At 42.1% G+C, this 25,074-nt stretch carries 26 protein-coding genes and 1 riboswitch; of the genes, 17 read left to right on the forward strand and 9 right to left on the reverse strand.

The features are described from left to right. Window positions 1-92 precede the first annotated feature (92 nt). Window positions 93-225, reverse strand: a riboswitch (adenosylcobalamin (AdoCbl) riboswitch). Window positions 226-538: 313 nt separating this feature from the next. Beyond that, window positions 539-913, forward strand: coding sequence for a DUF3192 domain-containing protein (locus tag FLL46_RS06550; protein ID WP_142892692.1), 375 nt, complete (start codon window positions 539-541; stop codon window positions 911-913). Window positions 914-978: 65 nt separating this feature from the next. Here the strand turns inward: FLL46_RS06550 and FLL46_RS06555 are convergent, their stop codons facing one another. Beyond that, window positions 979-1,506: a hypothetical protein gene (locus tag FLL46_RS06555; protein WP_142892693.1), complete on the reverse strand. Its 528-nt coding sequence runs from the start codon at window positions 1,504-1,506 to the stop codon at window positions 979-981. 396 nt (window positions 1,507-1,902) lie between these two features. Here FLL46_RS06555 and FLL46_RS06560 point away from each other — a divergent pair, with 396 nt between their 5' ends. Together FLL46_RS06560 and FLL46_RS06565 are read left to right on the forward strand one after the other, a co-directional pair. After that, entirely contained in the window at window positions 1,903-2,775 is an 873-nt protein-coding gene (locus FLL46_RS06560; protein ID WP_142892694.1) for a DMT family transporter, read from the forward strand. Between the two features lie 201 nt (window positions 2,776-2,976). Beyond that, window positions 2,977-3,174 (forward strand): hypothetical protein, encoded by a 198-nt coding sequence (locus FLL46_RS06565; RefSeq protein ID WP_142892695.1) that lies wholly within the window; start codon window positions 2,977-2,979, stop codon window positions 3,172-3,174. A gap of 196 nt (window positions 3,175-3,370) precedes the next feature. On the opposite strand, the gene FLL46_RS06570 is transcribed toward FLL46_RS06565, so the two are convergent. Further along, complete coding sequence (locus FLL46_RS06570; protein WP_142892696.1) at window positions 3,371-3,913, reverse strand: tetratricopeptide repeat protein; 543 nt, start codon at window positions 3,911-3,913, stop codon at window positions 3,371-3,373. A 220-nt stretch (window positions 3,914-4,133) separates the two neighbouring features. Between FLL46_RS06570 and FLL46_RS06575 the strand changes: the two genes are divergently transcribed. Continuing rightward, window positions 4,134-4,787, forward strand: coding sequence for a Crp/Fnr family transcriptional regulator (locus tag FLL46_RS06575; RefSeq protein WP_142892697.1), 654 nt, complete (start codon window positions 4,134-4,136; stop codon window positions 4,785-4,787). A gap of 99 nt (window positions 4,788-4,886) precedes the next feature. Here FLL46_RS06575 and FLL46_RS06580 read toward each other — a convergent pair whose 3' ends face one another. Continuing rightward, window positions 4,887-5,618 (reverse strand): HisA/HisF-related TIM barrel protein, encoded by a 732-nt coding sequence (locus FLL46_RS06580; protein ID WP_142892698.1) that lies wholly within the window; start codon window positions 5,616-5,618, stop codon window positions 4,887-4,889. 374 nt (window positions 5,619-5,992) lie between these two features. Here FLL46_RS06580 and FLL46_RS06585 point away from each other — a divergent pair, with 374 nt between their 5' ends. The 3 genes from FLL46_RS06585 (at window position 5,993) to argB (ending at window position 8,647) form a co-directional block, all read left to right on the forward strand. Then, window positions 5,993-6,346, forward strand: coding sequence for a TraR/DksA family transcriptional regulator (locus FLL46_RS06585; protein ID WP_142892699.1), 354 nt, complete (start codon window positions 5,993-5,995; stop codon window positions 6,344-6,346). A gap of 393 nt (window positions 6,347-6,739) precedes the next feature. Further along, window positions 6,740-7,798 carry an N-acetyl-gamma-glutamyl-phosphate reductase gene (argC, locus tag FLL46_RS06590; RefSeq protein WP_210418614.1) on the forward strand — a complete coding sequence of 353 codons (1,059 nt, stop codon included), beginning with the start codon at window positions 6,740-6,742 and terminating at the stop codon, window positions 7,796-7,798. 18 nt (window positions 7,799-7,816) lie between these two features. Next, a complete protein-coding gene (gene argB, locus FLL46_RS06595; protein WP_142892701.1) occupies window positions 7,817-8,647 on the forward strand; it encodes an acetylglutamate kinase in 831 nt (276 codons plus the stop codon). 531 nt (window positions 8,648-9,178) lie between these two features. On the opposite strand, the gene rarD is transcribed toward argB, so the two are convergent. Continuing rightward, the gene (rarD, locus tag FLL46_RS06600) at window positions 9,179-10,072 is read right to left on the reverse strand and encodes an EamA family transporter RarD (protein ID WP_142892702.1); all 894 of its coding nucleotides are present in this window, start codon (window positions 10,070-10,072) and stop codon (window positions 9,179-9,181) included. 52 nt (window positions 10,073-10,124) lie between these two features. Next, window positions 10,125-10,622 (reverse strand): thioesterase family protein, encoded by a 498-nt coding sequence (locus tag FLL46_RS06605; RefSeq protein WP_142892703.1) that lies wholly within the window; start codon window positions 10,620-10,622, stop codon window positions 10,125-10,127. Between the two features lie 211 nt (window positions 10,623-10,833). On the opposite strand from FLL46_RS06605, the gene FLL46_RS06610 reads away from it, so the two are divergent. The 3 genes from FLL46_RS06610 (at window position 10,834) to FLL46_RS06620 (ending at window position 14,777) form a co-directional block, all read left to right on the forward strand. After that, window positions 10,834-12,288 (forward strand): DUF445 domain-containing protein, encoded by a 1,455-nt coding sequence (locus tag FLL46_RS06610; RefSeq protein WP_142892704.1) that lies wholly within the window; start codon window positions 10,834-10,836, stop codon window positions 12,286-12,288. A gap of 152 nt (window positions 12,289-12,440) precedes the next feature. After that, window positions 12,441-14,174 carry a bifunctional ornithine lipid synthase OlsF gene (gene olsF, locus FLL46_RS06615; protein WP_142892705.1) on the forward strand — a complete coding sequence of 578 codons (1,734 nt, stop codon included), beginning with the start codon at window positions 12,441-12,443 and terminating at the stop codon, window positions 14,172-14,174. A gap of 306 nt (window positions 14,175-14,480) precedes the next feature. Then, window positions 14,481-14,777: a hypothetical protein gene (locus FLL46_RS06620; RefSeq protein WP_142892706.1), complete on the forward strand. Its 297-nt coding sequence runs from the start codon at window positions 14,481-14,483 to the stop codon at window positions 14,775-14,777. 248 nt (window positions 14,778-15,025) lie between these two features. Here FLL46_RS06620 and dapE read toward each other — a convergent pair whose 3' ends face one another. Continuing rightward, complete coding sequence (gene dapE / locus FLL46_RS06625; protein WP_142892707.1) at window positions 15,026-16,234, reverse strand: succinyl-diaminopimelate desuccinylase; 1,209 nt, start codon at window positions 16,232-16,234, stop codon at window positions 15,026-15,028. 200 nt (window positions 16,235-16,434) lie between these two features. Here dapE and FLL46_RS06630 point away from each other — a divergent pair, with 200 nt between their 5' ends. From FLL46_RS06630 to FLL46_RS06640, 3 genes are all read left to right on the forward strand, one after another. Further along, window positions 16,435-17,250, forward strand: coding sequence for a UDP-2,3-diacylglucosamine diphosphatase (locus tag FLL46_RS06630; RefSeq protein WP_142892708.1), 816 nt, complete (start codon window positions 16,435-16,437; stop codon window positions 17,248-17,250). A 96-nt stretch (window positions 17,251-17,346) separates the two neighbouring features. Beyond that, window positions 17,347-17,967 (forward strand): glutathione S-transferase family protein, encoded by a 621-nt coding sequence (locus tag FLL46_RS06635; RefSeq protein ID WP_142892709.1) that lies wholly within the window; start codon window positions 17,347-17,349, stop codon window positions 17,965-17,967. Further along, window positions 17,960-18,502 carry a DUF1415 domain-containing protein gene (locus tag FLL46_RS06640; RefSeq protein WP_142892710.1) on the forward strand — a complete coding sequence of 181 codons (543 nt, stop codon included), beginning with the start codon at window positions 17,960-17,962 and terminating at the stop codon, window positions 18,500-18,502. Before FLL46_RS06635 ends, FLL46_RS06640 begins: the two co-directional genes overlap by 8 nt. A gap of 41 nt (window positions 18,503-18,543) precedes the next feature. Here the strand turns inward: FLL46_RS06640 and FLL46_RS06645 are convergent, their stop codons facing one another. Further along, window positions 18,544-18,870 (reverse strand): hypothetical protein, encoded by a 327-nt coding sequence (locus tag FLL46_RS06645; RefSeq protein ID WP_210418615.1) that lies wholly within the window; start codon window positions 18,868-18,870, stop codon window positions 18,544-18,546. 5 nt (window positions 18,871-18,875) lie between these two features. Further along, a complete protein-coding gene (locus tag FLL46_RS06650; protein WP_142892711.1) occupies window positions 18,876-19,070 on the reverse strand; it encodes a CPXCG motif-containing cysteine-rich protein in 195 nt (64 codons plus the stop codon). Between the two features lie 192 nt (window positions 19,071-19,262). On the opposite strand from FLL46_RS06650, the gene FLL46_RS06655 reads away from it, so the two are divergent. The 4 genes from FLL46_RS06655 to FLL46_RS06670 all read left to right on the forward strand — a co-directional run bounded on the left by FLL46_RS06655 (window position 19,263) and on the right by FLL46_RS06670 (window position 23,767). Then, a complete protein-coding gene (locus FLL46_RS06655; RefSeq protein WP_142892712.1) occupies window positions 19,263-20,783 on the forward strand; it encodes a YifB family Mg chelatase-like AAA ATPase in 1,521 nt (506 codons plus the stop codon). Between the two features lie 229 nt (window positions 20,784-21,012). Next, complete coding sequence (locus FLL46_RS06660) at window positions 21,013-21,204, forward strand: hypothetical protein (protein WP_142892713.1); 192 nt, start codon at window positions 21,013-21,015, stop codon at window positions 21,202-21,204. 126 nt (window positions 21,205-21,330) lie between these two features. Further along, window positions 21,331-23,352: a DNA helicase Rep gene (rep, locus tag FLL46_RS06665; protein WP_342779777.1), complete on the forward strand. Its 2,022-nt coding sequence runs from the start codon at window positions 21,331-21,333 to the stop codon at window positions 23,350-23,352. Window positions 23,353-23,362: 10 nt separating this feature from the next. Beyond that, a complete protein-coding gene (locus tag FLL46_RS06670; RefSeq protein ID WP_142892714.1) occupies window positions 23,363-23,767 on the forward strand; it encodes a DUF3052 family protein in 405 nt (134 codons plus the stop codon). A gap of 16 nt (window positions 23,768-23,783) precedes the next feature. On the opposite strand, the gene FLL46_RS06675 is transcribed toward FLL46_RS06670, so the two are convergent. Continuing rightward, window positions 23,784-25,037, reverse strand: coding sequence for an acyltransferase family protein (locus FLL46_RS06675; protein WP_142892715.1), 1,254 nt, complete (start codon window positions 25,035-25,037; stop codon window positions 23,784-23,786). Window positions 25,038-25,074: the final 37 nt, after the last annotated feature.

Genomic DNA, 25,074 nt, shown 5'->3' on the forward strand with positions numbered 1-25,074 from the left:
GAGACTCGCGCGAAGTGGATGAAGTAGATTGGTCGGGACTAAATTGAAAACCGATCACAAGCAGTAACAATGGGCCGGTATACTTTTAGTAGACTTTCAATCCTTACCTTAACGCGAGGCAGATTAAACTTTTGATAGGTAACCGGACTTAAAAAACGATAGTTTTTATCACCGTTGCGCGACAGTGCTGGATTTTCACCAGCTTCCCCTACTCAAATTTTGAACAACAAACACTAGATATAGCTAGAATCTGTTAGCAGGCAACAATATAGTGTGTTTTTTTGATTTTTACAAGCAGACAATTAACCAGATTCTAAAAATTAGAAGTGTGTCGTTTTCGCCATTGTCTTAGTCAAAATTCCCAACATTGGGAATCAAATCTTGGCGAAGTCCCATTTTTCGGGCCTCAAGGGGTGGCATGAAATCTGCTTTGGTGTTTTGGATAGCTCGCTCATCTTAGATTCAGCAAGAAGGTGTTAATCTCAGAAAAGTGGCCAAGCAACTTAATAATAATCTGTTTAACCAGGAGTAAAAAATAATGAAGCACTTACTAAATATTTTAATCGCCGTTTTTCTAGTCACTTCCATCAGTGGCTGTATCGTCATTGGCGACGGAGATGGTAATTGGAACCATGACGACTGGCGTGAACAACAGCGAGAAAACCGTGAATTAATTAGTGAATTAGAGATCAATACGCCGAGAACTCGAGTGCTCACCAAACTGGGTGCACCAAACTACTCCGATGCATTTGAAAAAAATGGTAAGCAATATCGAATTTTATATTACCGAACGCAACACAGACATTCTGATGGTGATACGACCAAGGATGAAACGACTCCACTGGTGTTCGTCGATGATCAATTGGTCGGATGGGGAGAGGAAGCGCTCGCCAAAGCTCGAAGCGAAATCTAATCAATTTGAACAGTTGATAGTCAACAAAACACCTTAAACAAGAGGCCGGTTTGATTACCGGCTTTTTAGTCTATACTCGATAATCCAAAAAATAATTGATCCGCCACCTTGGGATAACCAATTCGCCTTAGTATTTCGATTAATCTTTCATAACCAGGTGCAGGCCCCTTCTGCCCTGCGGCCAGAAATTCAACCAGAGAAGTCCGCTGACTTGGTCCCATGGGTTTGAAACCTTTGGCAAAAGCAATTGGATTATTCACTGCGATTTTGATGAGCACTAATTGCAAATAATCGGGCGCACCGCTTTTCCATTGCAAGTTGCAGGCTAGTTTCATCGTCAGTGCTAAAGTCGGCTCAAGATGATTTTCTGACAAACTTTCTAATAAGAAAATATATTTGTTACCATCAAATAGCTGTTTTCGATTAGGCGGATTAAAAACCTGGTTAAAACTTTTCGCCGTTTTCGGAAATGCATCCAGGTATGCTTGCTGAAAAGCGACATTATCTTGTCTGAGTTGCAGCTGGTTGTAGGCCGACTCTATCCGTTTCGAATCCTCATTTAACTTCTCTGCAACCGCAACCCGTATAGTCATTGCACACAAGCACATGAACAATATACCAACGTAGCGTATTGTGTTTTTGCGTACTGTGTTTTTGCGTCTTGCGTTCTTGGCGTTCTTGCCTATTCTCTTCGCTATTGTCTTCATATTCGGTTTATTTATGTTGGAGGATTTCGTTGATAAATTGATAACCAGCGTAGATCTTGAAAATCAATGTAACACTATACGACTTAAAGTTTTTAGCCTTTTTGGCAACAGTCCGATAACATCAACAACCTACGTTAGCGAAAATCATACACGATAAGACTTAGTTTTGAATATAGCCACCCAGCATCAACTCTCTAACTGCCGACATGCAAAATTACCAGTGATCCAAAAACCGGTGTTAAAACCCGCAGTGTTGCCCCCATTCAAGCATCGGGAATTAAAATGAGCAACACTACAGGTTCGATCAAATCACTATTGCTAATCGCCCTGGCGTCTATTTTATTAATGAGTTTTGTCCCAGTCTTAATTAAGTGGATTAGCGCCAATGCGGTCACCATCGGTATTGTTCGTTTAACTATCGGCGCGGCAGGGATTGGAGTGCTGGTATTATTTTCAAAGAAGCGCGCATCAGTCACGCGGCGGGATTTTATCTGGCTGTTCCTTTTAGGTTTATTTTTCGCCGTTCATTGGTACACCTATTTCCAGAGTATTAAAATGTCTGACGCATCATTGGCTGCTATCGGCATGGCAACCTTTGGCATTCACTTATTGTTGTTAAATCGAATATTTTTTAAAGAAACAATCAACATCAGCGATTACTTCGCCATTGTTATTTCGTTTATCGGTATTTATATTGCGTCTCCCAGGACAGATATTGCGGCCGACAAACTCAATGGTTTTCTATTGTCCGTATTTAGTGGTTTTGTTTACGCCTGTTTACCGCTAATTAACCGTCGCATCACCCGACTTTCGACTAACACAAGAGCCTTGGGTCAGTTTGGCTTTGCTTTGCTATTCTTCATGTTGCTACTACCACAAAGCGACTTTAACCTCAGTTCATATGATTGGGGTGGCCTAGTGGTGTTAGGCGTGTTAAGCACGCTCATTGCCCACACATTGTGGATTAAGGCGAGTACCGAGCTCCCCACAAAATTTACCGCTGTCCTTTATTACTGCTATGTACCTATCGCCATATTGCTCAGCTTTATTTTCCTCAATGAGACAATGAACTGGCAGAAGCTGGTAGGGGCCGGGTTAATTATCGCCGCCAACATAATGGTAGTGTTTTTACACAAAACCGCTCCAGCACGCTAAGGAGCCCCATAGATTATCTAGCTTATTTCGGCTTGGTTGATTTTTGTTCAAACCTTTGTCTATACTTTTTTATACAACCTGATTTATATAACCTGAATTCGGGATATATAAACAAGCCCATGTTTATATAGACAAATCCATGTCTGGTTTATGGCTGCACGTCAATATCAGCGTGTTCCTATCGGCACGGAGGCATTTTTCATGACTCAACTTAGAGATGACTATTACTACCGGTTAGGTCGCCACCAAGCTGTGGTTGAGCTCAATGAAAGAATTCCCAAATCTCGCCCCACCGGCATTACTGCCAGGCAGATGCGCGACTGGCTTCAGGGCTATAACGAAATGTCAGCCATGTTCCATTGGCGCAGGCAACCTATCAAAGAAAAGCAGGTCATTTGAAAACAGCTAACCACTAGTTATTGAAAGATCACAACCGAACCCATCCAAAAGCTCATTCCAGTAAAAACACTTAGCTCATCTAAATCAGTTTTATTCGCAACTCATGTTCTAAAAAGAAAAAAACTACGCATCGATAAAACAGCGATTTTTGCAGTGCAACCAATAAGATAAATTGTTTTGAGGATTAAAAAAGCGGTTAGTCGGGTAATTTTGCGTCACGATAACGCTTTGTTTTCATGATATTTTGATAGGACTCGATTAGCCTTTCCGCTTCGAGGAGTTGATCAGGCTTTAGCTCAGTTTTTAGCTGAACGACAATTTCCGCGGTTTTTCGATTGATACGTTTAGCGACAGGACTTTCATTAACAGAGGCAAGATAAAACCATACATAGGACTCCACTACGTTGGCTTTAAAACCCAGCCCTCGATGAAGCATAATAGCGATATTATATTGCGCCGCAGGATTTTTACGTAAGCTCGCCTGAAAATAAAGCTCTGCGGCTTTCTTATAGTTGCGTCTGAAACCACTCCCTTCCGGCGGCTCAAAATAAAAGTTACCGAGCACAAATAAAGCCTCGGGATCGCCCAATTCTGCCTTATGCTTTAGCTTTGACCATTCGGTTACATAAACATTTTTTTGGCTGCCAAACTCTCTTAATCGGGCTGCGTGAGATGAAAATGAGCAAACAGCCGTAACGAGTAGGAGTAATATTGGCAATATTTTCTTTAAAAGCTGCAAAAAAAATCCTTAAAGAAGGGGCCTAATGTCTCCAGATTATTGTTATTTTCTCACAATTCCCCTAGACAATTACACTCATAAGGTCAATTATAAGATAAGATGTGGGTCTAAATTGGTGATTTCTATGACCTTTTACTGTGTAATATTTACATGCTTTTTAGCTACTTATCCAGCTTTTTAGCGTAAACTGTGTAATGAGTTTTGAGTCCGTTGAGAGTGAATGATGTTACAACTGCAAAATTTTGAGTTATTTAAACAGCTTGAAAAAGAACAAATTGACGATGTTCTCTCACATATTCATTGTCGAAGTTTCCCCAAGAAAACCCAGATAGTTACTGAGGGTGATGACTCTCATAGCTTATATTTTGTGCTTGAGGGACGCGTGAAGATTTACCTGGATGATGACAATGGAAAAGAAATTATTGTCAACATTCATACGCCAGGCGATTTTTTTGGCGAGCTTGGTTTGGTGAAGTCAATTCCTCGCACTGCATCAGTGCTTACGATGGAAGATTCTCGCCTGGGTATTATGCCGGAATCTGACTTTAAGCGTTGCTTGTCAACATATTCGGCTTTTTCTATCAGCTTGATTGAAAACCTGGCCACGCGCCTGATTGAAGCCACTGAAACCATCCGAAAGTTAGGTTTGATGGACGTCTATCGAAGAATCGCTGTCACCTTTTTGAATTTGTCTGAAGAAATTGATGGTGTCAGGATAATCAATGAGAAATTAACTCAGCAAAACATCGCCAGCCGAGTAGGCGCTTCGAGGGAAATGGTCGCGAGAATTCTAAAAGACCTACGTGCCGGAGGTTATATTTCCCAGGAAGACAATAAAATTATCCTCCATAAACCGCTTCCTCATTCATGGTAATAGCGCCGCATTCATCAATGTTGAATGCGGACAGACGGTTTTGAAAGTAATTTGTTTTAAAGATAATCGGTTTTGAAGATAACAATAATCGAGTTCGGGTTAGTTGGCGTGATACTGCTGAACTAGATCGTTTGCTTCGCTTAAACAAAGACCATTATGGAGTGCCTTACCAATTAATAAACCTGATAACTTTTCAGTATGTGATTCGAGAATTTTCTTGAGGTCAGCCAATTTTTCAATCCTGCTATTGGCATATACGGGCATTTCCACATTGCGCGATATTTCAACAATATCAATCAGGTTTGCGCCGCCAGAACCACCCTTTTCTGGTATTTCGGTGACCACCAGACCAACCACACCATCGTCTTCCAATTGCCGGGCTAAACTGAGTAACTCATAGGCAGGCTCACCGGAACGAGTGCCAACCAGCCCTTTTTGACAATCTAACTCAACGAGTACTCGATTGGGAAACTCTACACAAATGTCATCCAGCAAATTTCGACGCCGAATGGCTCGGCCATTCAATACCAGGAAGTCTGCGCCGATATCAGCCCAGATATACGCAGACTCAACGCATTTAATGCCGCCAAGTACTTGTAACTCAATTGAAGGGAAAGCTTTTTTTATCTTGCCAATTAAATCGACGTTTTCGGGTTCACCCGACTCGATCGCATCAACATCAACAATGTGAAGGCGGGAAACGCCCTTTTCAGACCAGCGTTTGACAACTTCAAACGCATCTTCTTTGACAACCTGATTGGCAAAACTATTCTTGGGTTCTGTATGAACACACTTTCCATGACGAATTTCTAATACGGGTACTAACTGCATAACCTCATCCGATCTAAAAAAGTTTAAACTATCCGTTCGACACACCTCTATGCTGCAAAGAATTTATGCACGCCATTCGACTACATCCCTGCACCACGCGGCCAATTAATGTACAGCTGGAACGCTAATGCTTGAATTCAAAAGGCTTTCTCTAAATATAGGTGTAAATATGAATTTAGTCAGCACAAAATTAACCAAATTTAGAACAATTTATCAATTTAAATTGTCAAAAACTTGACTATTATTAATAGAGGATTATGACTAAACAATAACAATCAATAACTTACCTGAACTTGAGACTCATAGAGTCACTGGTCTGACAAAATCCACTGGTTATCACAAGACTTACACCGGCTTACTTAGAGAAAGATACAATGGATCCGATTGAAAAGTTGAAGCGTAATTTACAAAATAGAAAAGAGGAGCTTGAGTCTCGAATCAAATCGATTAACGCAGATATCAGCCATCAGAATCAACCACTATCCAATGACTGGAGTGAGCAAGCGGTTGAACGAGAGAACGACGAAGTGCTGGAAGCACTTGGAAACGCTTCACAGAAAGAAATTGCACAGATTAACCTGGCCTTAAAGAGAATTGAAAGCGGCCACTACCAAACCTGTGAAAACTGCGCCGAACCGATTCCAATCAAACGGCTTGAACTCATACCGCACACGATTTATTGCACCCGCTGCGCAGAAGAAATTGAGTCATCAGGTAATGCCCACTAAATCACCGCTTTGCACTATCAATTTACAATCATAGGAACTTAACTGTTAACCAGGCAATTAAAACTCCTTCCCTTAAGCAATTTTGGTATGGCAACTTGATTTCGCTTTAGGCATAATCTCGTAGCGGCTGATTTTGGCCATTTTTTGCGTAAAAAATACACAAAATTTAGGTTTAAATATCAGTGTGCCGTGGCGTATTACTGCTTTTGCAGCATTACGTCTGCGATAAGTTCACATCAAACCGTTTGGTGGGAGCGATGGCCGCGGTAATGACGGCAGGTGACCAGTAATTATTGGTACTTTCTGACGCGGTGCTCATGCGAAATTACACTTTAAATAACGACAGAAGCGTAGTTTCAAAAAATTAACTCTCTTTAAGTAGGAAATTAAATCATGAGTAAAATCAAAGTTTCCATTATAGGCGGTGCTGGTTACGGTGCTGCAGAAATCCTCAGACATGTGTTAGTTCGTGATGATGTTGAATTACTGCGAATCTCCAGTAAAGACTACATCGGCAACTCGGTCAGTCAAGTTCATCGTAACTTACCGGGTTTTGACCACATTAAATTGCAAGATATCACTCCACAACAATGCGCAGAAGGCGCAGATATCGTTTTCCTGGCAATGCCGCATATTATTACTGCGAAAGTTGCAATGGAATTATTCGATCTGGACGTTAAAATAATCGATCTTTCAGGTGATTTTAGACTTGAAAACCTGCAGGATTACGTCCGTGACTATGCCCCGGAACACCCTTGCCCAGAAAAACTCGGTACGTTTGTTTATGGCATGCCTGAGCTTAATAGCGAAGCGATAAAAAATGCTAAACACGTCGCCAGCCCAGGCTGTTTTGCAACAGGTATTGCCATGGGGCTATTACCGCTTGCTAGCGCCGGGTTGTTAAAAGGCACCAACATTCGCACCGTTGCGATGACCGGTTCTTCCGGTTCAGGTGTCAAACCTCAAGCAGGTACTCATCACGCTGTTCGAGTTAACAACCTGAAAGCCTACAAAACGCTTCACCATCAGCACCGCGCAGAAATCGTACAAACGCTCAAGCACGGCGGTGCAGAAAAAATATCATTAGATTTCGTACCGGTTTCAGCGCCGCTGGTTAGAGGAATTTTAGCGGTTTCTCAGATTGACCTTCCTGAAGGCATGGAACATTCTGACATTCAAAAAATCTACGAAGACTACTATGCCGATCACAAGCTCACAACAGTCAGACCGAAAGGTTCGCCGGCCGAAGTGGTTGCAGTATCTGGTACTGCCCGAGTTGAAATTGGCATCGATACTCGAATTGACGAAGATACCGGCAAACGAACATTGTGCTTAACCAGCGCGATCGACAATCTGATTAAAGGTGGTGCAGGACAAGCTATCCAGAGTTTTAACCTGATGACCGGTAAACCAGCTCACTTTGGACTAGACAATCCCGGATTGTGGCCATAAGCCCCAGGAGGAATTGTGATGACCAATACTAACAAAACCGCCGTCATCAAAGTCGGCGGTGATGTTCTGCTTGACCAACTCGAAAGAGAAGGTTTGGCACAAAACATCAAATCCCTGCGCGATAGTGGTTGGCAGGTTGTGCTACTGCATGGTGGCGGTCCACAGGTCAATGCACTTCAGGAAAAACATGGTTTGACGCCAAACAAAGTAGCCGGCAGAAGAATTACTTCTGCCGATGACTTGTTAGTGGTTAAACAGGCGATTGCCGGTGAAGTGAATGTTAACCTGACATCGGAATTGATTAAGGCTGGCTTGCCAGCTTTTGGCTGTCACGGAGCATCGGGTAATCTGATTCGGGCCACCAAACGTCCTCCGGTCGTTGTAACTGGCGCCGGGCCTGATCCAATTGATTTTGGCGAAGTCGGTGACGTCAGTGGCATTAATGGACAACTGTTGACAGGCTTATTAGGTTTAGGTGTGATTCCAGTGATAGCGACTTTAGGCGTCTCGGATACCGGTACTATCTTTAATATCAACGCAGACACCACTGTGGTGCAAATCGCCCGTGAGCTAAAAGCAGATTTGCTATTACTCACCACCGGCGTTGGTGCGGTCTTTAAAGATTTGAACCAACCAGACAGTCGTATCAAAGAAGTCAATCGCGAGCAGGCCAAAAATCTAATTAACGAAGGTATCATTCAAGGCGGAATGATACCGAAAGTTGAAGAAGCAATGACACTACTCAGTGAAGGCGTGGGGTCAATTGCCATTGTTTCTGGCCGACATCCTGGCGCCTTCCTGGCTGCTGCGGAAGGAACCGGCGAATTTGGCACTCGAATTATTGCGTGACACAGCAATAAGTTGAGCTAAACAGCGGGGACTGTAGTTCTAGTATCCCGCTGTTCTAACAACCGTCATTCAGACACACAGTCGTTTCCATTTCCAATATGGGAACTAGGCCTTTATACAACCTATTCATTCGCGTTATATTAAGCTGTAAAATAAAATTTTGAAAAACGCGCGTTAACGAACATGAAGAAATGCCCCAATTGCCAAGAAGAAACCATATCAGAGACTGAACTATTTTTTTCTCTGATCTTTCCGATGGTCATTTGTTGCTGTTATAAATGTTATAGCGTGATTTACCCCAAACAAAATAAATGGATCGGTAAAAGTTCTTACGTTGGGTATTTAGTGGCCAGTACCCAATTGATAGCTTTTGTTGTTATGTCTGTTTTTGTCCTGGACCGTATATGGCCAGGGTTTGTACTTTTTTTGATCTGGCGAATTTTAAGCGCTTACCTGGCTTCAAAAAGCGAATTAGAATATTTTAGATAATCAAGCTTTCCAAACTCAATTAACCTCAGCTCTTTGACCGCTTCATCTTTTTGACCCTTTCAGCACATTTCGTAATGGTTTCACTAGATATAATCCCAAGCCGATCCAGATAAACACAAAACTCATCAGTTGCTTTGAACCCAACGGCTCATCATAAATTTGCGTCGCTAAAATAAACGTAATTGAAGGCGCGATAAATTGTAAAAAACCAACGCTGTTTAGCGGGATCTTTTTAGCCGCAGCGGCAAACCATATTAACGGCACTGCGGTGACGATTCCGCCGCTTAGCAATAGCAGATCAATGGATAATGACAGGTTCAAAAATACTGAAGATTGTTGATAGATTGTCCAGACGATATACCCGGTGGCCACCGGCAGCGCAATGCTAGTTTCAACTAAAAGACCGTTTAATGAGTCAACATTCAACTGCTTGCGAATAAATCCATACAAGGCAAAGCTCGTCGCCAAGCTCAAAGCTATCCAGGGAAATTCACCATAATTGACTATCTGGTTTGCAACGCCCAAGGTAACCGCTATAACGGCGCCCCACTGAAGCCTGGTTAACCTTTCACCCAACAGAATTACCCCCATCAAAATTGACATTATTGGGTTAATAAAATACCCAAGACTGGTTGCCAGAATTTGATCATGAGTAACCGCCCAGGTAAAGATGTACCAGTTACAGGAAATCAGCGCCGTTGAGGCAGTTAACCCCAGCAATAGTTTTTTATCACTAATGATCCGCTTTATTTCAGTGCGTTTTTTGAGTAACCACATCAAAATAAGCGTCACAGGTACGCACCAGGCAATTCGATGGGCCAGAATCTCTTCTGCCGGAACCATATCCACCACTTTAAAGTAGACAGGAGCAATTCCCCACCATACGAAGGCGCCAATACCAAACAACCAGCCGCTGGTTTCGGTTTTTGATGTCATTATTTATCTCTGATTAATTAAAGAAAATGAAGGTTGTATTGCTTAAATACTTTCAACCTGTCATGTAAGTTCCGGTTCCCAACGCGACCAGGGTATCGTCATCGCTATGCAACTCCATTCGAACCACCGCGACTTTATTGCCGCTACGGAGTAGCCGCGCTTTAGCATAAAATGCTTCTCCCTTTCCGGGGCGCACATAGTCAACCCGCAAATCAATGGTGCCGACTTTAGAAAGTTTACGGGCAATCTCTTCATCGCTGGCATTCAAGTTTTTTCCTAGCATTGCCGTAGCCGCCATTGTGCCACCGACAACATCAAGGGCAGTTGCTGTCACCCCACCATGCAGTATTCCCTGCATAAAGTTACCAATCAATTCTGGTTTTTTGTTGAAACTGATACGGCACCCATCCGGCGATAATTCATCAAATTCAAAACCAATCAATCCATGAAACGGAATCTGGCGGTGGAATATGTCAGCTAATCGCCTAAGCAACTGCTGATATTTATCGTCGTCGTGAGACGACAGTTCTGGCAATTCTGATTTACTCATAAAAGATATTCGTTTTCTCACCAATTTGAGGCCAGTAGCAGCCTGATTCAATGATAACCTTGGTTAATTCCACTAATCTGCGGTCAGTTTACCTAGTGCCCCCGCACAGAGCCACGATAATTTACCACACTATAACAGCTTAACGGTTGGCAAAAAATTTGCATTCTCTAAATTTATCAATACCGTTACATTATTCTATTGTGGAGATTGAATGCCTTTACACCAAATTAGAAATACCTGTTTGTTTGGTTTACCGCTATTGCTCATCACAGCGTCACTTTTCCATTTTTTACCGCTTGATACTCAGTTAATTTCAACGCGCTGGAGTGAGTATTTTTATATTGTCGCCTTGACGGCCAATATTGGCTATTTTACTAACTATGTTGCCATTAAGATGCTCTTTAAACCACACCAGCCGACCGCGTTTGGTCGTCAGGGCCTGATCCCAAAAAATCAACCTAAGTTAGCCGCAGCGCTCTCAGCAACACTGAGTAAGCACTTTCTAGCAAGCGATCACTGGCATGAGTATTTGGAAAAAGCTGACTTAAATTCGAAACTAATGAATGCAGTTGAAAGTTATTGTCAAAATTGGGCGCAAGATCCCCAAAATGCGGATAAGATAAACCAATTACTGGCAGAGTTTATTAGCGCTAACAAGGCACCCATCAATCGCGTTTTAGACGAGTTACAACATCAGCTAATCACACAACTAACCGATTCTATCGAGCCTGAAGCGCTCCTTAAGGAAAGCTTTACCTGGATCGAAAAGCAATTTGCCGAGCGCCCGGGGCAAATGGAGTTTTTAATCGAACCCGTCATCAAAACCATCGCCGGCAATGTGCCAATGATTGCCAGCCACCTGGTGAAAACGGTTGACAGGCACATCGAGAATCAAGATACCATCCGGCGCAGCGTCGCTAAAGCGGCGAGATGGTCAGCCAACATTACCGAAGATGATGTTAAAGACTACTTGTTTAGTATGGTCGCTAGCGCCGAATTTAGACGAACACTTTTTGAAGGAATCGAAACTCTATTTCAAACCTACAAAAACAGAACTCCAGAAACCTATGCCGTCTCACATTACGAAAACGTCTCTCACCAGAACTCAGAATATTCACGCACCAAACATACAAATGTAGTTAGTAGTCAGTTTGAAAATATTAACTTCAAAAAAATTATTCAAGACTTTATTCACGAAAAAGTCGCCGCAATTGATATTCTTGAGCTCGCCTGTCAGTCTTTGTTGAAACCACTAAATAGCCGTGTCATTTCAAATCTGCTGGCCGATCTGTCGCCATCACTATTTCAGTGGTTGAAATCTCAAATGGCTCGACCTGAAGTGAACAAGCGTATTAATCAGCAATTGGTTAAACTGATTGAACATCTCGATCTAAGAGATATCATCAAGGAAAAAGCAAGCCAGTTTTCGCCAAGAAAAATGGAGTCGATTTTTCACTCGATGATTAGCGATCAATTGGTCTTTATCGAACTACTGGGCGCATTGCTAGGGGCATTATCGGGAATCGCGCTAATAAATCTCAAGGCATTTATTTTGCTTGCGCTAACTGCTGGTAGCTTTTATGGAGCAGATATTATTCTTACGCGAATAAAACATCGTCGTCAGATAAATCTCTCACTTGGCGAAGCTGATGTTAACAAATTTTAGCGACACCATTTTCGGTGAATTTCTTAGTTTGAGTAACTAGAGTTAGTGTAACCCGGCGAAACTGAAGCTAAATAATAAAACTGTCATAAGCAAACAATAATCTTGTCACAAACACCTGTAAAACTTAATCGGCACAATCTTTCAGGTGAACTATGATAAACGTCGACAACCTTTTAAGTCAGCAAATGCCCAAACTTGAGCAAATTCCAAAGCTTAAGCGAACGGTCAGTCAAATCTGCAAAAAAATTCTGCACGAAGATGAGATCAACGGTTTTCTTACTAAACACGAACATCTCGGCGCCAATGAATTTCTCGATGAAGTAATGCACCGGCTCGGATTGAGTTATGTTGTTGACAATTGGCAGTTGGAAAATATACCAACGGAAGGCAAGGTTGTCATAGTGGCCAACCACCCGTTGGGTTCACTTGATGGAATTGCACTGTTAAAGTTAGTCAGCCAGGTTCGCAGTGACATTAAAATTGTCACCAATCAAATACTAAATCATCTTGAGCCGCTAAAGTCATTTTTTCTACCTGTGAATAATATGGCTGGAACACCAAGCAAAACTCAATATTCAGCGATAGAACAAGCACTAAAAAGCGGTCAAGCTGTTATTTTCTTTCCAGCTGGAGAAGTTTCTCGCTACCGACTTTCCGGGATTAGAGATTGCCATTGGCGTAGCGGCTTTTTACATCTGGCTAAAAAAACGCAAGCACCGATTCTGCCGATTCATGTGGGCGGAAAAAACTCTAAATTCTTTTATGGCCTCAGCTTGATTGCAAAACCAATCAGTATTTTATTATTAGTTAAAGAAATGTTTCGCAAGGCCAGGGTTACCTTACCGATAACGATTGGAGAGATGATTCCCTATCATGCAATAGATAGTTTACCGCCAAACCATAAAGTCGCCGCACAGTTATTTCGAAAACACGTATATGCGTTAAGTAATGGAAAAAAACTGGTGTTTGATACTGAAAAGCCTATTGCCCATCCGCAACCGAGAAGACTATTAAAAACTGAGCTAGAAAATTGCCCATTACTTTCGACAACCAAAGATGGCAAACAAATTTTCCTACTAGAAAACGCTAAAGATACTTCGCTACTGAGTGAAATAGGGCGACTAAGGGAAATTTCATTTAGAGCCGTTGGTGAAGGAACCGGTCTGAGAGTTGATATTGATGAGTTTGACACACTCTATCAACATATTGTTCTCTGGGATCCAAAGGTCCTGGAAATCGTCGGTGCCTATCGAGTTATTCAAACCAAAGAAATCCCGCTGGAAAAAATTTACAGCAGTACCTTATTTGATTATCAATTAGCTTTTGTTGACATAAAAAAACGCGGCCTGGAGCTTGGAAGAAGCTTTGTACAACCCAAATACTGGGGCAAGCGAAGTCTGGACTATTTGTGGTATGGAATTGGAGCATACTTAACTCGACACCCGGAAGTTCGTTACTTGTTTGGGCCCGTCTCCATCAGCGCCGAATATTCAAAGTCATTAATGGAATGGCTGGTTTATTTTTACGGAAATTTCTATCCGACCAAAGAAGATTATGCGACAGCCAAAAATCCGTTTCATCCTACAGCAGATAGTGCAGTCGCGCTAGAACAAACATTCGAGAACTGTAATCTACGAGATAGTTTTAAGCAGCTGAAATACCAGCTGAAATCTTTCAATAAAACGGTCCCTACATTACTGAAACAATATACAGAACTTTGCGAGGAAGGCGGAGTTGGTTTCGCAACCTTTAACATTGATCCCAAGTTTAATAATTGTGTTGATGGGTTAGTCATTGTTGATATGCAAAGACTGCTTCCGAAAAAACGAAGCAAGTACATGCCTTATTCGGAAAAAGTTAACTACAAATTATCCAAAGAAAATTAAGGAACAGCCAGCGACAACTTTGTGTGCTAACCAGACCTAAAGGTACCTTTGTCAATCTGTGTCTAGTCAAATAAATGTATGCATTCAGCACAATGCCGTTACTTCATTCTCCATTCCTGTACCTTTTATTTTATTCAACCAGGACTGACTTTTAGCCAGCATTCAGCAAGCCATCCTGGTTTATCTACAGTCTCATACAGTTTAAAACATTAACCTGACAGATTTTATTTAACACCTTCATTAAACTAGTTTTCGCGATCTTACGCGACACAGTAAAAAACATTGAAACAACATGCGAGGTATAAAATGAAAACGAAATTGTCAGCATTAGCTTTACTTGCTTTTCTCTCTTTTCCTTCGATGGCTGAAGTTGAGCACGACTGCAAAAGAAGCGATCCAAACTACATGCAATGTATCGAAAGAGCATTAAACAAACTACCAAAGTGCACCACTGAAATTCATGAATGGGTGTGCAACGATGGAATGATTTTCGATGTAAAAGATACAATTGGTATTCGAAAATATCTTAAGAAAAGAGGTGAGCTCACAATTGCAAAAATATGCAGGCGACAATCAAGAGCGATAATAAACCCACAGTGCTAGTATAAAAATCAACTCAAATTTAAGCTCACTTAGTTTGAATGATAAAGTCACCAGACAAGATTTGGTGGCTTTATTTTTATTGCCTAAGAGTAGGCTCACTCAATAATTAACAGAGACTAGCTCTATTCATTTGATAGCAAGTTTTCCAGTTACTTTGTTTTTTAACAAGGAACAGCCAATGCCAGGACTGTCATTTTGTTTCGCGCTAGTGGCGTGAACGAAACCAGATCATTCTCATCGCTATTTGACTAAGCATTCAAACCATTCATCTGAATAAGGATCTTCAGATACATCGATGTTAACAACCCAAGGTCTGTGATTAGAACTTTTTCATTCGCCTGATGAATACCTTTATTACACAATCCGAACTCTACGACTTGAGTTCCCATTTGCGCCAAAAAACGACCATCTGAAGTTCCACCGGCGGTTGAAAGTTTTGGTTTATAACCAACAGAGTTCGAAGTAACCTGTTCAACGACTTTTCTAATCAATGACCGTCGCGTAATAAAAGGTTCAGCGTCGACCTTCCAGGTTATCTGATATTCCAAACCGGATTTCGCTACTTTTTTCTCAATATAATTTTGAAGTTTCTCAACAGTTTGCTTTGGTGAATAGCGCATATTAAAAACGAACTCGGCAGTAGCCGGAGAAATATTTTCCGCGCCGCTATCACAATGAAATTTAACCACCTGAAAACTGGTTGCCGGGAAAAATCGACTTGGCATATCCCACTGCTTATGCTGCAGTTTATTGAGTAGTTTACTGGCCTGTTTTACCGGGTTAACAATTTGTGAGGGATATCCTACATGCCCCTGCTTTCCTTTCAGTATAACACTGGCGGTTAACGAACCTCTGCGGCCAATTTTAATACTGTCCCCTACTTTCTCTTCACTACTCGGCTCCCCCACTAATGCCCAATTGACTTTTTGGCCACGAGCTTGAAGTCGCTCAACAACATGTTTGATCCCATGAACAGCTTCTCCTTCTTCATCGCTGGTGAGCATAAAGCCAATGTCAACATTTTGTTTCAGTCCAAGCTTAACGAAATATTCCAGCGCGATAACCATAGCCGCAACAGCGGTTTTCATATCTACCGAACCACGGCCATGTAAATAACCATTTTTTTCAATGGGCAAAAACGGCTCAGTGTGCCAACTAGTCAAATCTCCAGGAGGAACAACGTCGGTATGTCCCACGAACGCAAGCATCGGCTTATTACTCTGAAAACTGGAGAAAAGATTACTAACTGGAGCAAAGTCCATCCTTTCATTTGCCATTCCCAGCTTAGTCAGTCTGTTCTCAATGATATTTAAACATCCTGCATCGTTCGGCGTAATCGAAGGGCGCTCTATTAACGCGCGGCTCAAACTCAATGTCGCTATTTGTAACTCCTCAACAGGGGGCAGAGAAACTTGCTGAACAAAATTTTTAGTCGGTAGTATATTTCTGGCGAACATAATAGTATTTAGTTTACAGTATTCGGTTTTCGACCAATTTAGCACCAGCCTAGCTCAGAATTATGACACTTATTTTTAAACTCTCAAAAATGTTAGAGCGTGATTAGTTATCCGACTGATTTTGTCATAAAACAGAAATCCATTTGTCACTTGCACGTCATTTATTAATTTGATAATTCGCGCGAATTGGGAGGTATTCTATGACCAATAAAAGTGTTCAATTTGTTCGTAACTGTCAAAGCATCTGGATTTCAGATATTCATCTAGGCCACAAGGAAAGCAACGCCGAAGCTTTACTCAGCTTTCTTAAAACCGTTAATCCGCAAAACCTTTTCTTGCTCGGAGATATTGTTGATTTCTGGGAGTTCAAATCAGGGATGCGTTGGCCACAAAGTCATACTCAGTTATTCAAATATTTACTAAAATTAGCTAAACGCGGCTGTAAGATTTTTTATATTCCCGGCAACCATGACGCGAATCTGCGCAAGTTTATTGGCTACCGCTACAAAAATATCAGAATATACAAAGAGTATGTTTACACTACCGAGGCTGGTCAGAAATTATTATTGCTTCACGGCGATCGATTTGACAACCTGGTTAGACTGAACAAATTTTATGGTTGGTTGGGGGACGTTTCTTACGACTTTTTATTGTTTCTTAATCGTTGGTACAATCGAGTCAGAGAGCATTTCGGTTATCCTTATTGGTCATTGTCCGGTTATCTGAAAGAAAATGTCAAACAAGCAAAAGCCGCCATTAACTCCTACGCTCATGCCGCCACCTGCGAAGCCAAAAGACGAGGTTGTGACGGTGTAATCTGTGGTCATATTCATCATCCTGATATTCAAACCATTAACGGTATTCAATATTTTAACGACGGTGACTGGATAGAAAATAATACAGCGTTGATTGAGGATGCAAACGGAAAAATAGAACTCATTCGTTTTCAAAATACGCAACCTTCAACCATTGAAACCTTCACTCAGTCAGCCAAAGATCAGCGAAAATCAGCCTAACCGCTACTTGATCCGGTACACCCAAATAGTCAGGGTGTACCGCCACGCCAAGATTGACTAGAATAGTCAATAAGCTCCCACTTTGAAAACAAAACTATGCATACACTCTACGGTGACATAATTTCCGGAAATTGTTACAAGCCCTACCTGCTCATGCATCTACTCGATATAAAACATCATTGGGTCAATATCGATGTGATGAAGGGCGAAGCAAGAACTGCCGAATTTACCCAAAAAAATCTTAATGCAAAAATACCGCTACTGGAATTGGAAAACGGACAATTTATTAGTGAGTCCAATGCCATATTATACTTTCTGGCAGAAGGTAGTGAGTATTTACCCCAGGATCCCTACCTGCGCGCCAAAGTTTTAGAATGGCAGTTCTTTGAGCAATACAGCCATGAGCCCTACATCGCCGTCGCGCGTTTCATCAATAAATACCAAGGCTTACCCGAAGCAAGGCGCGAGGAATATCACGCAAAACAGGAAGGCGGTCACAAAGCTTTGTCAATTATGGAAAAACAGCTCAGTCAAACCCCTTATTTGGTCGGCGAACAATATACCATTGCTGATATTACTCTATTCGCCTACACTCACGTCGCTCATGAAGGCGGGTTTGATCTGGCAGATTATTCAGCAATCAATGCATGGATGGAAAGGATCCAGTCTCACCCAAAACACATTAATATGACTTTGAAGGCTGAGCACCGTGGATGAGAGTAAAATTGTCAATTCAGTTAAATACTGGATTGAAAAAACGATTATCGGGTTTAACTTCTGTCCGTTCGCCAAACGCGAATTCGACCAAAACAGAATACACTACGAGTTGGTGGATGATCGCAACACAGAAGAACAGTTACACTCGTTAGTTAACGAATTTCAGCGGCTTGATGACAATCAAGATATCGAGACGACAATCATGGTTTTTCCAATTGGGCTAGAGAGTTTTTTCGATTACCTGGATTTTCTGGAAATGGCCAACCAGTTATTAGCTGATCAAGATTACGAAGGGATCTACCAATTGGCCAGTTTTCATCCGGACTATTGTTTTGACGACGTTAAGCAAAATGCGCCATCAAATTACACCAACCGCTCTCCTTATCCGCTAATTCACATTCTACGCGAAGCCAGCCTGGAAAAAGTGCTCGAAAAATATCCCAATCCTGAAGATATCCCGGAAAAAAATATTGCGTTAGCTGAGGAAACTGGCGTGGAAGTTTTTGCAGAAATATTGAGAAAAAGTCAATCCTGATCTCATGTAACTAGCTTGAATTCGGGATAGCCAAGTTCAAGCTAGCTAATTTCAATACTCAATTCCGGGTGCACTCCCGGAAGCGCTGTACGAAAAAAGATAAACGGCAACAGTGGATTTGGCAACCAATATTTCCAACCAATATTTTTTGTCACCAAACAGCCATCAATGTGCAGATCAAGCCATACATATAAAAATTTATACACGCAGAGCCCTGGAATATAGTTCACTTTTAGGCCATCAGTTTTCAGGTATTTTTTCTGAATATAATAATTGCCTTCAAAAAAAGTAATTCCCCACCCTTTCGGCCCTTCCGCCAAAATCGTATTGGTTGGTTTATGGGTAATACGGATTACTTTTTTCATCATTCACTTCAATCATCTTCAGATTTGACTTCAACAGTAAAATTGTCAAATTCGTCTATTGAGATATCAAACACAATAGGGCGACAACACACCTGACAATCTTCGACATAACTTTGAGAGTCAACAGAGCAATCAATTAAAACCTCTATTTGCTCCCAACAGTAAGGACACTGTACCGCAGCTTCTTTTAACTGGTTTACCATAGACGATTATCATTCCTGAATGTTTCAACAACCTGCATTTTGACGACCACGATTTCAACAACCAACATCAATAGCAAGAGTCTTACAGAATTGTAGGCTAAAGTCTCACATTCGAATTCAGCAATCACGACTAGCGCTCAAAACAGTTTTGTTCTTTAATTAATACTCTCTATTTTCACCAGGGATTGGTGCATGGCGCTATCCATTATTTACACTCGCGCGGGCGTGGGCATAGAAGCTCCTTTAGTGACCGTTGAAACCCATCTATCCAATGGGCTGCCCAGCTTGAATATTGTCGGGCTGCCGGAAGCCGCTGTCAAAGAAAGCAAAGATCGCGTACGTAGTGCCTTAATCAACGCCAATTTCGAATTTCCAACACGTCGTATTACTATCAATCTTGCACCAGCAGATCTTCCTAAAGAAGGTGGTCGATATGATCTACCTATTGCACTTGGCATATTACTCGCTTCAGAACAGATAAAAGTCAATACCATAGAAAGCTTTGAGTTTATGGGAGAGCTGGCACTTTCAGGCGAATTGCGACCCATCAATGGTGTTTTACCAGCCTCATTAGCAGCCAGAAGCAATAATCGCCGATTGGTCGTGCCACAACAAAATATCGCTGAAGCTCGTCTGGTGGGAGAATCTCTAGCGGTTGGAAGTAATCACTTACTTAATGTTTGTGCCTTTTTACAAGGACAGGCTGAAATGAAATTTGAACCTGAAACCATCGAAAGTTCTAGCCGTGCTTTACACCCCAATTTACTCGAAGTGAAAGGACAATACGCAGCGAAAAGAGCGTTGGAAGTTGCCGCAGCCGGTCGACACAACCTTTTATTTATCGGCCCTCCCGGCACCGGAAAAACCATGCTGGCAACACGTCTGGCGGGCATATTACCTGAAATGAATGAGCAAGAAGCGATCGAATCCGCGGCGATTACTTCGGTTAGCCACCAGGGACTCGATACCAATAACTGGAAACGAAGACCATTTCGAGCGCCGCATCACACCGCCTCTGCGGCTGCCCTCGTCGGTGGTGGAAGTAATCCCAAGCCGGGAGAAATCTCACTAGCTCACCACGGCGTGCTATTTCTGGATGAACTGCCAGAATTCGACCGAAGAGTTTTAGAAGTACTCAGGGAGCCTTTAGAATCAGGCACAGTCACCATTTCTCGTGCCACTCGACAAGCAGAATATCCGGCTAAATTTCAGTTCCTGGCGGCTATGAATCCATGCCCTTGCGGGCATTTTGGCAACCCGCGAGGTGCCTGTCGTTGCACTTCGGATAAAATTCGTCGCTACCTGTTAAAGCTCTCCGGCCCATTTATTGATCGCATAGACATGCATGTCGACGTTCCGGCAATGACCCAAAGTGAACTGCGCGCGATTCCAGACACCAGCGCAGAATCTTCAGAAATAGTCAGAGAGCGGGTTATTACAGCGATGCAGCGGCAAATGAAAAACCGCCAGAAATGTAATGCTTTGCTGAATCCAAGGGAGCTAGAGCAGGAGGTGAACTTTGCGCCCGGCGCAGAAGATTTTATCCTGGGCATACTCGAAAAACTAAAATTTTCCGCGCGGGCTTACCATCGAATATTGAGAGTATCGAGAACAATTGCTGACCTGGAAGACTGCGCCAACGTCACCGAAAAACACCTGGGCGAAGCGTTAAGCTATCGCCGACTGGAGAGAATGTTATTACAAGTCGCTTAACTTAGGCTAAAATCTCATATTGATATACTAAGCTGAGATATCGAGTATACTTAATCTTTGTAAAGGGTATTTAGTATGCCAAAACAACAAGATAACGCGAACAAAGAGTTAGTACAAACATGGTGCGATACAAGATACCAGTTTGTTTTAATCAACTACCACTGTTAGAGCAACGGAGTACTAACGGTTAACTGAAGTGAGTTCTCAAGGAAAAGAGCGGAGGGTTATTGTGGACAAAAATCATTTATCAACTATTACACCGGGGCAATATCAGTATCGTTTAAGTCAAATGCTCCCGTGGGTGCACGTTCGAGTTTTCAGGGAATCTATTAGCAATAAAGAAAAATTGTGCGTAAGACTCGCTGGTTTTGAAATCGACGCACAAAAATTGTTCCAACGGGGAGAATGGAAAGCCCTTTAAAATCAAAATCCTATAATAAGAATCCATTCAATAGCGGCGGCAACGCCGTTTTTTGTTCTTGTATTGCCGTGACTATCGCCTAAAATGTGCCTTTTCTGGGTCAATATTATTTAGAAGTCACTTCCTTTGGCAGTTATCCAACTAAACCAACAACAAACCCTCGCCGTTAAGCAAACCACCTCTCCCTTGCTGGTTTTAGCTGGCGCAGGTAGTGGAAAAACGGCAGTTATAACCCAGAAAATAGTCCATCTGGTCAACCAGTGTGGCTATCGCGCCAATCAAATTGCGGCAGTTACCTTCACCAATAAAGCCGCCAAAGAAATGAAGGCCCGCGTGACTAAACTGCTTGGAGAAGGCTCAGCGAAAGGTTTAATCGTGTCCACTTTTCATAATCTCGGGCTGAATATTATTCGCCGAGAATATAAAGCCCTTGGAATTCGCCAGAACTTCACCATTTTCGATGATCAAGATTCCCTGGCTTTAATGCGCGAACTTTGTAAAAAAGATGTGGATGCTGACAAAAGTGAGTTGATGGAAATTCTCACCCGCATATCCGCCTGGAAAAATGACTTAATGTTGCCCGATCAAGCTGTCGCTAAAGCCAAAGATAATGATGAACTACTGGCAGCCAAACTTTATGAAGCATATACCCGCAGCTTAAAAGCCTACAATGCTGTCGACTTTGATGATCTCATCTTAATTCCGACTTTGCTACTCAAACATAATGATGCAGTTCGCAATAAATGGCACAACAGAATTCGCTATTTACTCGTTGATGAATACCAGGATACGAACACCAGCCAATACGAATTGGTGAAGTTACTGACCGGCAAGCTCGGCAGTTTCACAGTTGTTGGTGATGACGATCAATCGATTTATTCCTGGCGCGGCGCGCAACCTAAAAATCTGGAATTGTTACAAAAAGATTTTCCCAACTTAAAAGTTGTTAAGCTGGAACAGAACTATCGTTCCTGCGGCAGGATATTAAAGTCGGCGAATGTTTTGATCGCCAACAATCCTCATATATTTGACAAGAGTTTATGGTCAGACAAACACTACGGCGATCCAATTCGCGTACTGTCAGTAAAAGACGATAACGACGAAGCCGAAAGAGTCGCCAACGAAATAATCGCAAAACGTATTAAGCATAATCTTAAGTATCAAGATTTTGCCATTCTCTACCGCGGCAATCACCAATCTCGATTAATTGAACGGGCACTGGTCATTAAACAAATTCCCTACAAGGTCAGCGGTAATACATCGTTTTTTGCCCGTGCAGAAGTCAAAGATGTCATGGCTTACTTGAAACTGCTCATTAATCAAGACGATGACAATGCATTTATTCGAATCGCCAATGTTCCACGCAGAGAAATTGGTGCGAGTACCTTAGAAAAACTCGGAACTTATGCCAATGAACGCGGCATAGGCATGTTCGAAGCGATTTTTGAAGTTGGCCTGGAGCAACACTTAGCCGGAAACGGGTTAAGAGCGGTACGAAAATTTGGCGAGATCATTTCGCGCGCATCAGATAATCTGAAACGCGGTGACACCATGACTGTACTCAACGAACTCATTGCCTACATTGGTTACCACGGCTACCTGTTCGAAACTTCCAGCTCACCCAAAGCAGCCGAGTTTCGCTGGGGAAATGTCTCTGAGTTGTTAAGCTGGATTGAGAAAGGACTGGAAGATAACGCAAGCGCAGACGATCCCTTCGCCACCACTGTCACTAAAATCTGTCTGCGAGAAATGCTCGACCGAAACAATGACGAAGAAAAAGAGCACAACGAAGTTCAATTAATGACCCTCCATGCATCGAAGGGGCTCGAGTTTCCTCACGTTTTTCTACTGGGCATGGAAGAAGAACTTTTACCCCATAAATCCAGTATTGAAGAAGATAACGTCGAGGAAGAAAGACGGCTGGCGTATGTAGGAATTACTCGCGCCCGCGAAACACTTGCGGTCATTGTTGCTAAGCAGCGGCAACGATACGGAGAAATGGTTAACTCTGTACCAAGTCGCTTTTTAGAAGAAATGCCGCAAGAAGATTTAGACTGGGAAGAAGATCGTCAGCAAATTTCCGATGATGAAAAGCGGGAACGAGGAAAATCCAGTTTGGCTGATTTGCGTAAGATGTTGTCGAGTTAGGAAAAAGACTATGCCCGGTTACTCAGGTACACCTTTAACTAAAAAACTTGGAATAAAACCCAATTTCATTCTGTACGTAAAAAACCCGCCGACAAATTACAAGGAACTGGTTAGTCCGCTCCCCGAAAACGTGACCATTCGAACACGCCTCGTCAGTAATCTCGATATGATCCACCTGTTTACTAAAAGCCGCAAAGAGCTTTGTCAGTTGATCGAAAAGCTTTCCAGCAAAATCAAACCGAACGGAATGATATGGATCTCCTGGCCAAAAAAAGCCTCTAAAGTGCCCACAGATATTACTGAAAATGTTCTTCGAGAAGTAATTCTACCTATGGGCTTAGTTGATATTAAAGTTTGTGCTGTTGACGAAACCTGGTCCGGTCTTAAATTTGTGATCCGAAAAGAGAATCGTTAAAAGACGGTATTGTCACTTAAAATAAGATCTCTAATCCAAACGGCACTAAACATAGCAACATTGCGAACGAGCCAGCCAACTGCCAGTTGCGCTGATAATTTCGCTTCAGTTTTAATCCAAACAGTGGCCTTAATACTTCAATACGCCGTATCAATTCAAAACTCAGCGCGCACCCCGCAAAAGTGACTATCAGCAGTAAACCAGACTCGATGATCGGACCTAACTTGAACTGAGACAACTCAAAGCCAACTACAATGATGATTGTCTGATGCAATATATAATAAGGATAAACCGCTTCATTAAAATAGGATAAACGCGCGGAATTTCGGTTAAGAAACCGGTAAGCTAATCCCAAAAGCGCTAATACCCAAATAAGTCGATCGAGACTATGAACGAATTGCCCTGACAGTAACAACCAGGGTTCCGTGTTTTCACCGGTTTTAATCCAGACCAGGTTATAAAAAACCGCCAGAACCACATAACAAATAGCAGCAGATACCATCAGCATTTTGCAATTTGCTCTCAATCGCTCCCATAGCTCTGTCTTCCATGCAATTAAGTAACCATAGATCATAAACATAAAACCAAGTGGCTCTCTGGTATCTTTCATCAACACAGAAACCAACAAGATAGGAACAACAGCGATAAATACCGCTAATATGCCATTTTGCTTGACTATCCAGTCGACCAATTGATTGACCGGCTTCGAATTCAACAAGGGTAACAAAGGGATCAAATAAAGGGTAAAACACCATAGCTCGCGCAAATACCATAAATGATTAACATCAATATGCGGCCAGATTCCGGGTTGATAAGCCTTAAACATCGGATGATTAAGATCGAAAAAAGCACGATAAAACTCCCAATAGCTCACACTTAAATCACCGTTAAAAGTCATTTCATAGTAGAGCTGAGGTGGAACTACAACTAGTACGCCAAACAATAACGGTAACAAAAGGCGCACTGATCGTCGCATCAGGAAGGTTGAAAACGCAACTTTGCCAAGGACAAAACGAATCGCAATACCTGAAATCAACCAAAGTACTGGCATACGCCACGGGTTGACTAACAACATTAAATTTTCTAATTCTGCACTCAGATACTGGCTTTTTATATGATATCCCCAGTTAGCGACATACATCATACCAACATGGTAAAAAATTAATAATCCGAATACAGCGACCCTTAACCAGTCGAGGTCATATCGTCGACTTGGCATTTCTTTTGTATCAGGTAAAAAAAGTTGTTTTAGCAACGGAACTGCGCTCATATCTACTCGTCATTTTAGTGGTGGTCCTTGGTTAAAT

This window comes from Aliikangiella coralliicola, from assembly GCF_007004725.1.
GTDB classification, from domain to species: Bacteria; Pseudomonadota; Gammaproteobacteria; order Enterobacterales; family Kangiellaceae; genus Aliikangiella; species Aliikangiella coralliicola.

Coding starts and splice junctions, on each gene's coding strand:
- FLL46_RS06575 (WP_142892697.1), top strand. CDS start 4,134: ATGATGTTACAACTGCAAAATTTTGAGTTATTTAAACAGCTTGAAAAA.
- argB (WP_142892701.1), top strand. CDS start 7,817: ATGACCAATACTAACAAAACCGCCGTCATCAAAGTCGGCGGTGATGTT.
- FLL46_RS06675 (WP_142892715.1), bottom strand. CDS start 25,037: ATGAGCGCAGTTCCGTTGCTAAAACAACTTTTTTTACCTGATACAAAA.
- FLL46_RS06605 (WP_142892703.1), bottom strand. CDS start 10,622: ATGAGTAAATCAGAATTGCCAGAACTGTCGTCTCACGACGACGATAAA.
- FLL46_RS06670 (WP_142892714.1), top strand. CDS start 23,363: ATGCCCGGTTACTCAGGTACACCTTTAACTAAAAAACTTGGAATAAAA.
- FLL46_RS06555 (WP_142892693.1), bottom strand. CDS start 1,506: ATGACTATACGGGTTGCGGTTGCAGAGAAGTTAAATGAGGATTCGAAA.
- FLL46_RS06630 (WP_142892708.1), top strand. CDS start 16,435: ATGACCAATAAAAGTGTTCAATTTGTTCGTAACTGTCAAAGCATCTGG.
- FLL46_RS06560 (WP_142892694.1), top strand. CDS start 1,903: ATGAGCAACACTACAGGTTCGATCAAATCACTATTGCTAATCGCCCTG.
- FLL46_RS06620 (WP_142892706.1), top strand. CDS start 14,481: ATGAAAACGAAATTGTCAGCATTAGCTTTACTTGCTTTTCTCTCTTTT.
- argC (WP_210418614.1), top strand. CDS start 6,740: ATGAGTAAAATCAAAGTTTCCATTATAGGCGGTGCTGGTTACGGTGCT.
- FLL46_RS06635 (WP_142892709.1), top strand. CDS start 17,347: ATGCATACACTCTACGGTGACATAATTTCCGGAAATTGTTACAAGCCC.
- FLL46_RS06650 (WP_142892711.1), bottom strand. CDS start 19,070: ATGGTAAACCAGTTAAAAGAAGCTGCGGTACAGTGTCCTTACTGTTGG.
- FLL46_RS06610 (WP_142892704.1), top strand. CDS start 10,834: ATGCCTTTACACCAAATTAGAAATACCTGTTTGTTTGGTTTACCGCTA.
- FLL46_RS06585 (WP_142892699.1), top strand. CDS start 5,993: ATGGATCCGATTGAAAAGTTGAAGCGTAATTTACAAAATAGAAAAGAG.
- FLL46_RS06645 (WP_210418615.1), bottom strand. CDS start 18,870: ATGATGAAAAAAGTAATCCGTATTACCCATAAACCAACCAATACGATT.
- FLL46_RS06565 (WP_142892695.1), top strand. CDS start 2,977: ATGACTCAACTTAGAGATGACTATTACTACCGGTTAGGTCGCCACCAA.
- FLL46_RS06550 (WP_142892692.1), top strand. CDS start 539: ATGAAGCACTTACTAAATATTTTAATCGCCGTTTTTCTAGTCACTTCC.
- FLL46_RS06655 (WP_142892712.1), top strand. CDS start 19,263: ATGGCGCTATCCATTATTTACACTCGCGCGGGCGTGGGCATAGAAGCT.
- FLL46_RS06580 (WP_142892698.1), bottom strand. CDS start 5,618: ATGCAGTTAGTACCCGTATTAGAAATTCGTCATGGAAAGTGTGTTCAT.
- dapE (WP_142892707.1), bottom strand. CDS start 16,234: ATGTTCGCCAGAAATATACTACCGACTAAAAATTTTGTTCAGCAAGTT.
- rarD (WP_142892702.1), bottom strand. CDS start 10,072: ATGACATCAAAAACCGAAACCAGCGGCTGGTTGTTTGGTATTGGCGCC.
- olsF (WP_142892705.1), top strand. CDS start 12,441: ATGATAAACGTCGACAACCTTTTAAGTCAGCAAATGCCCAAACTTGAG.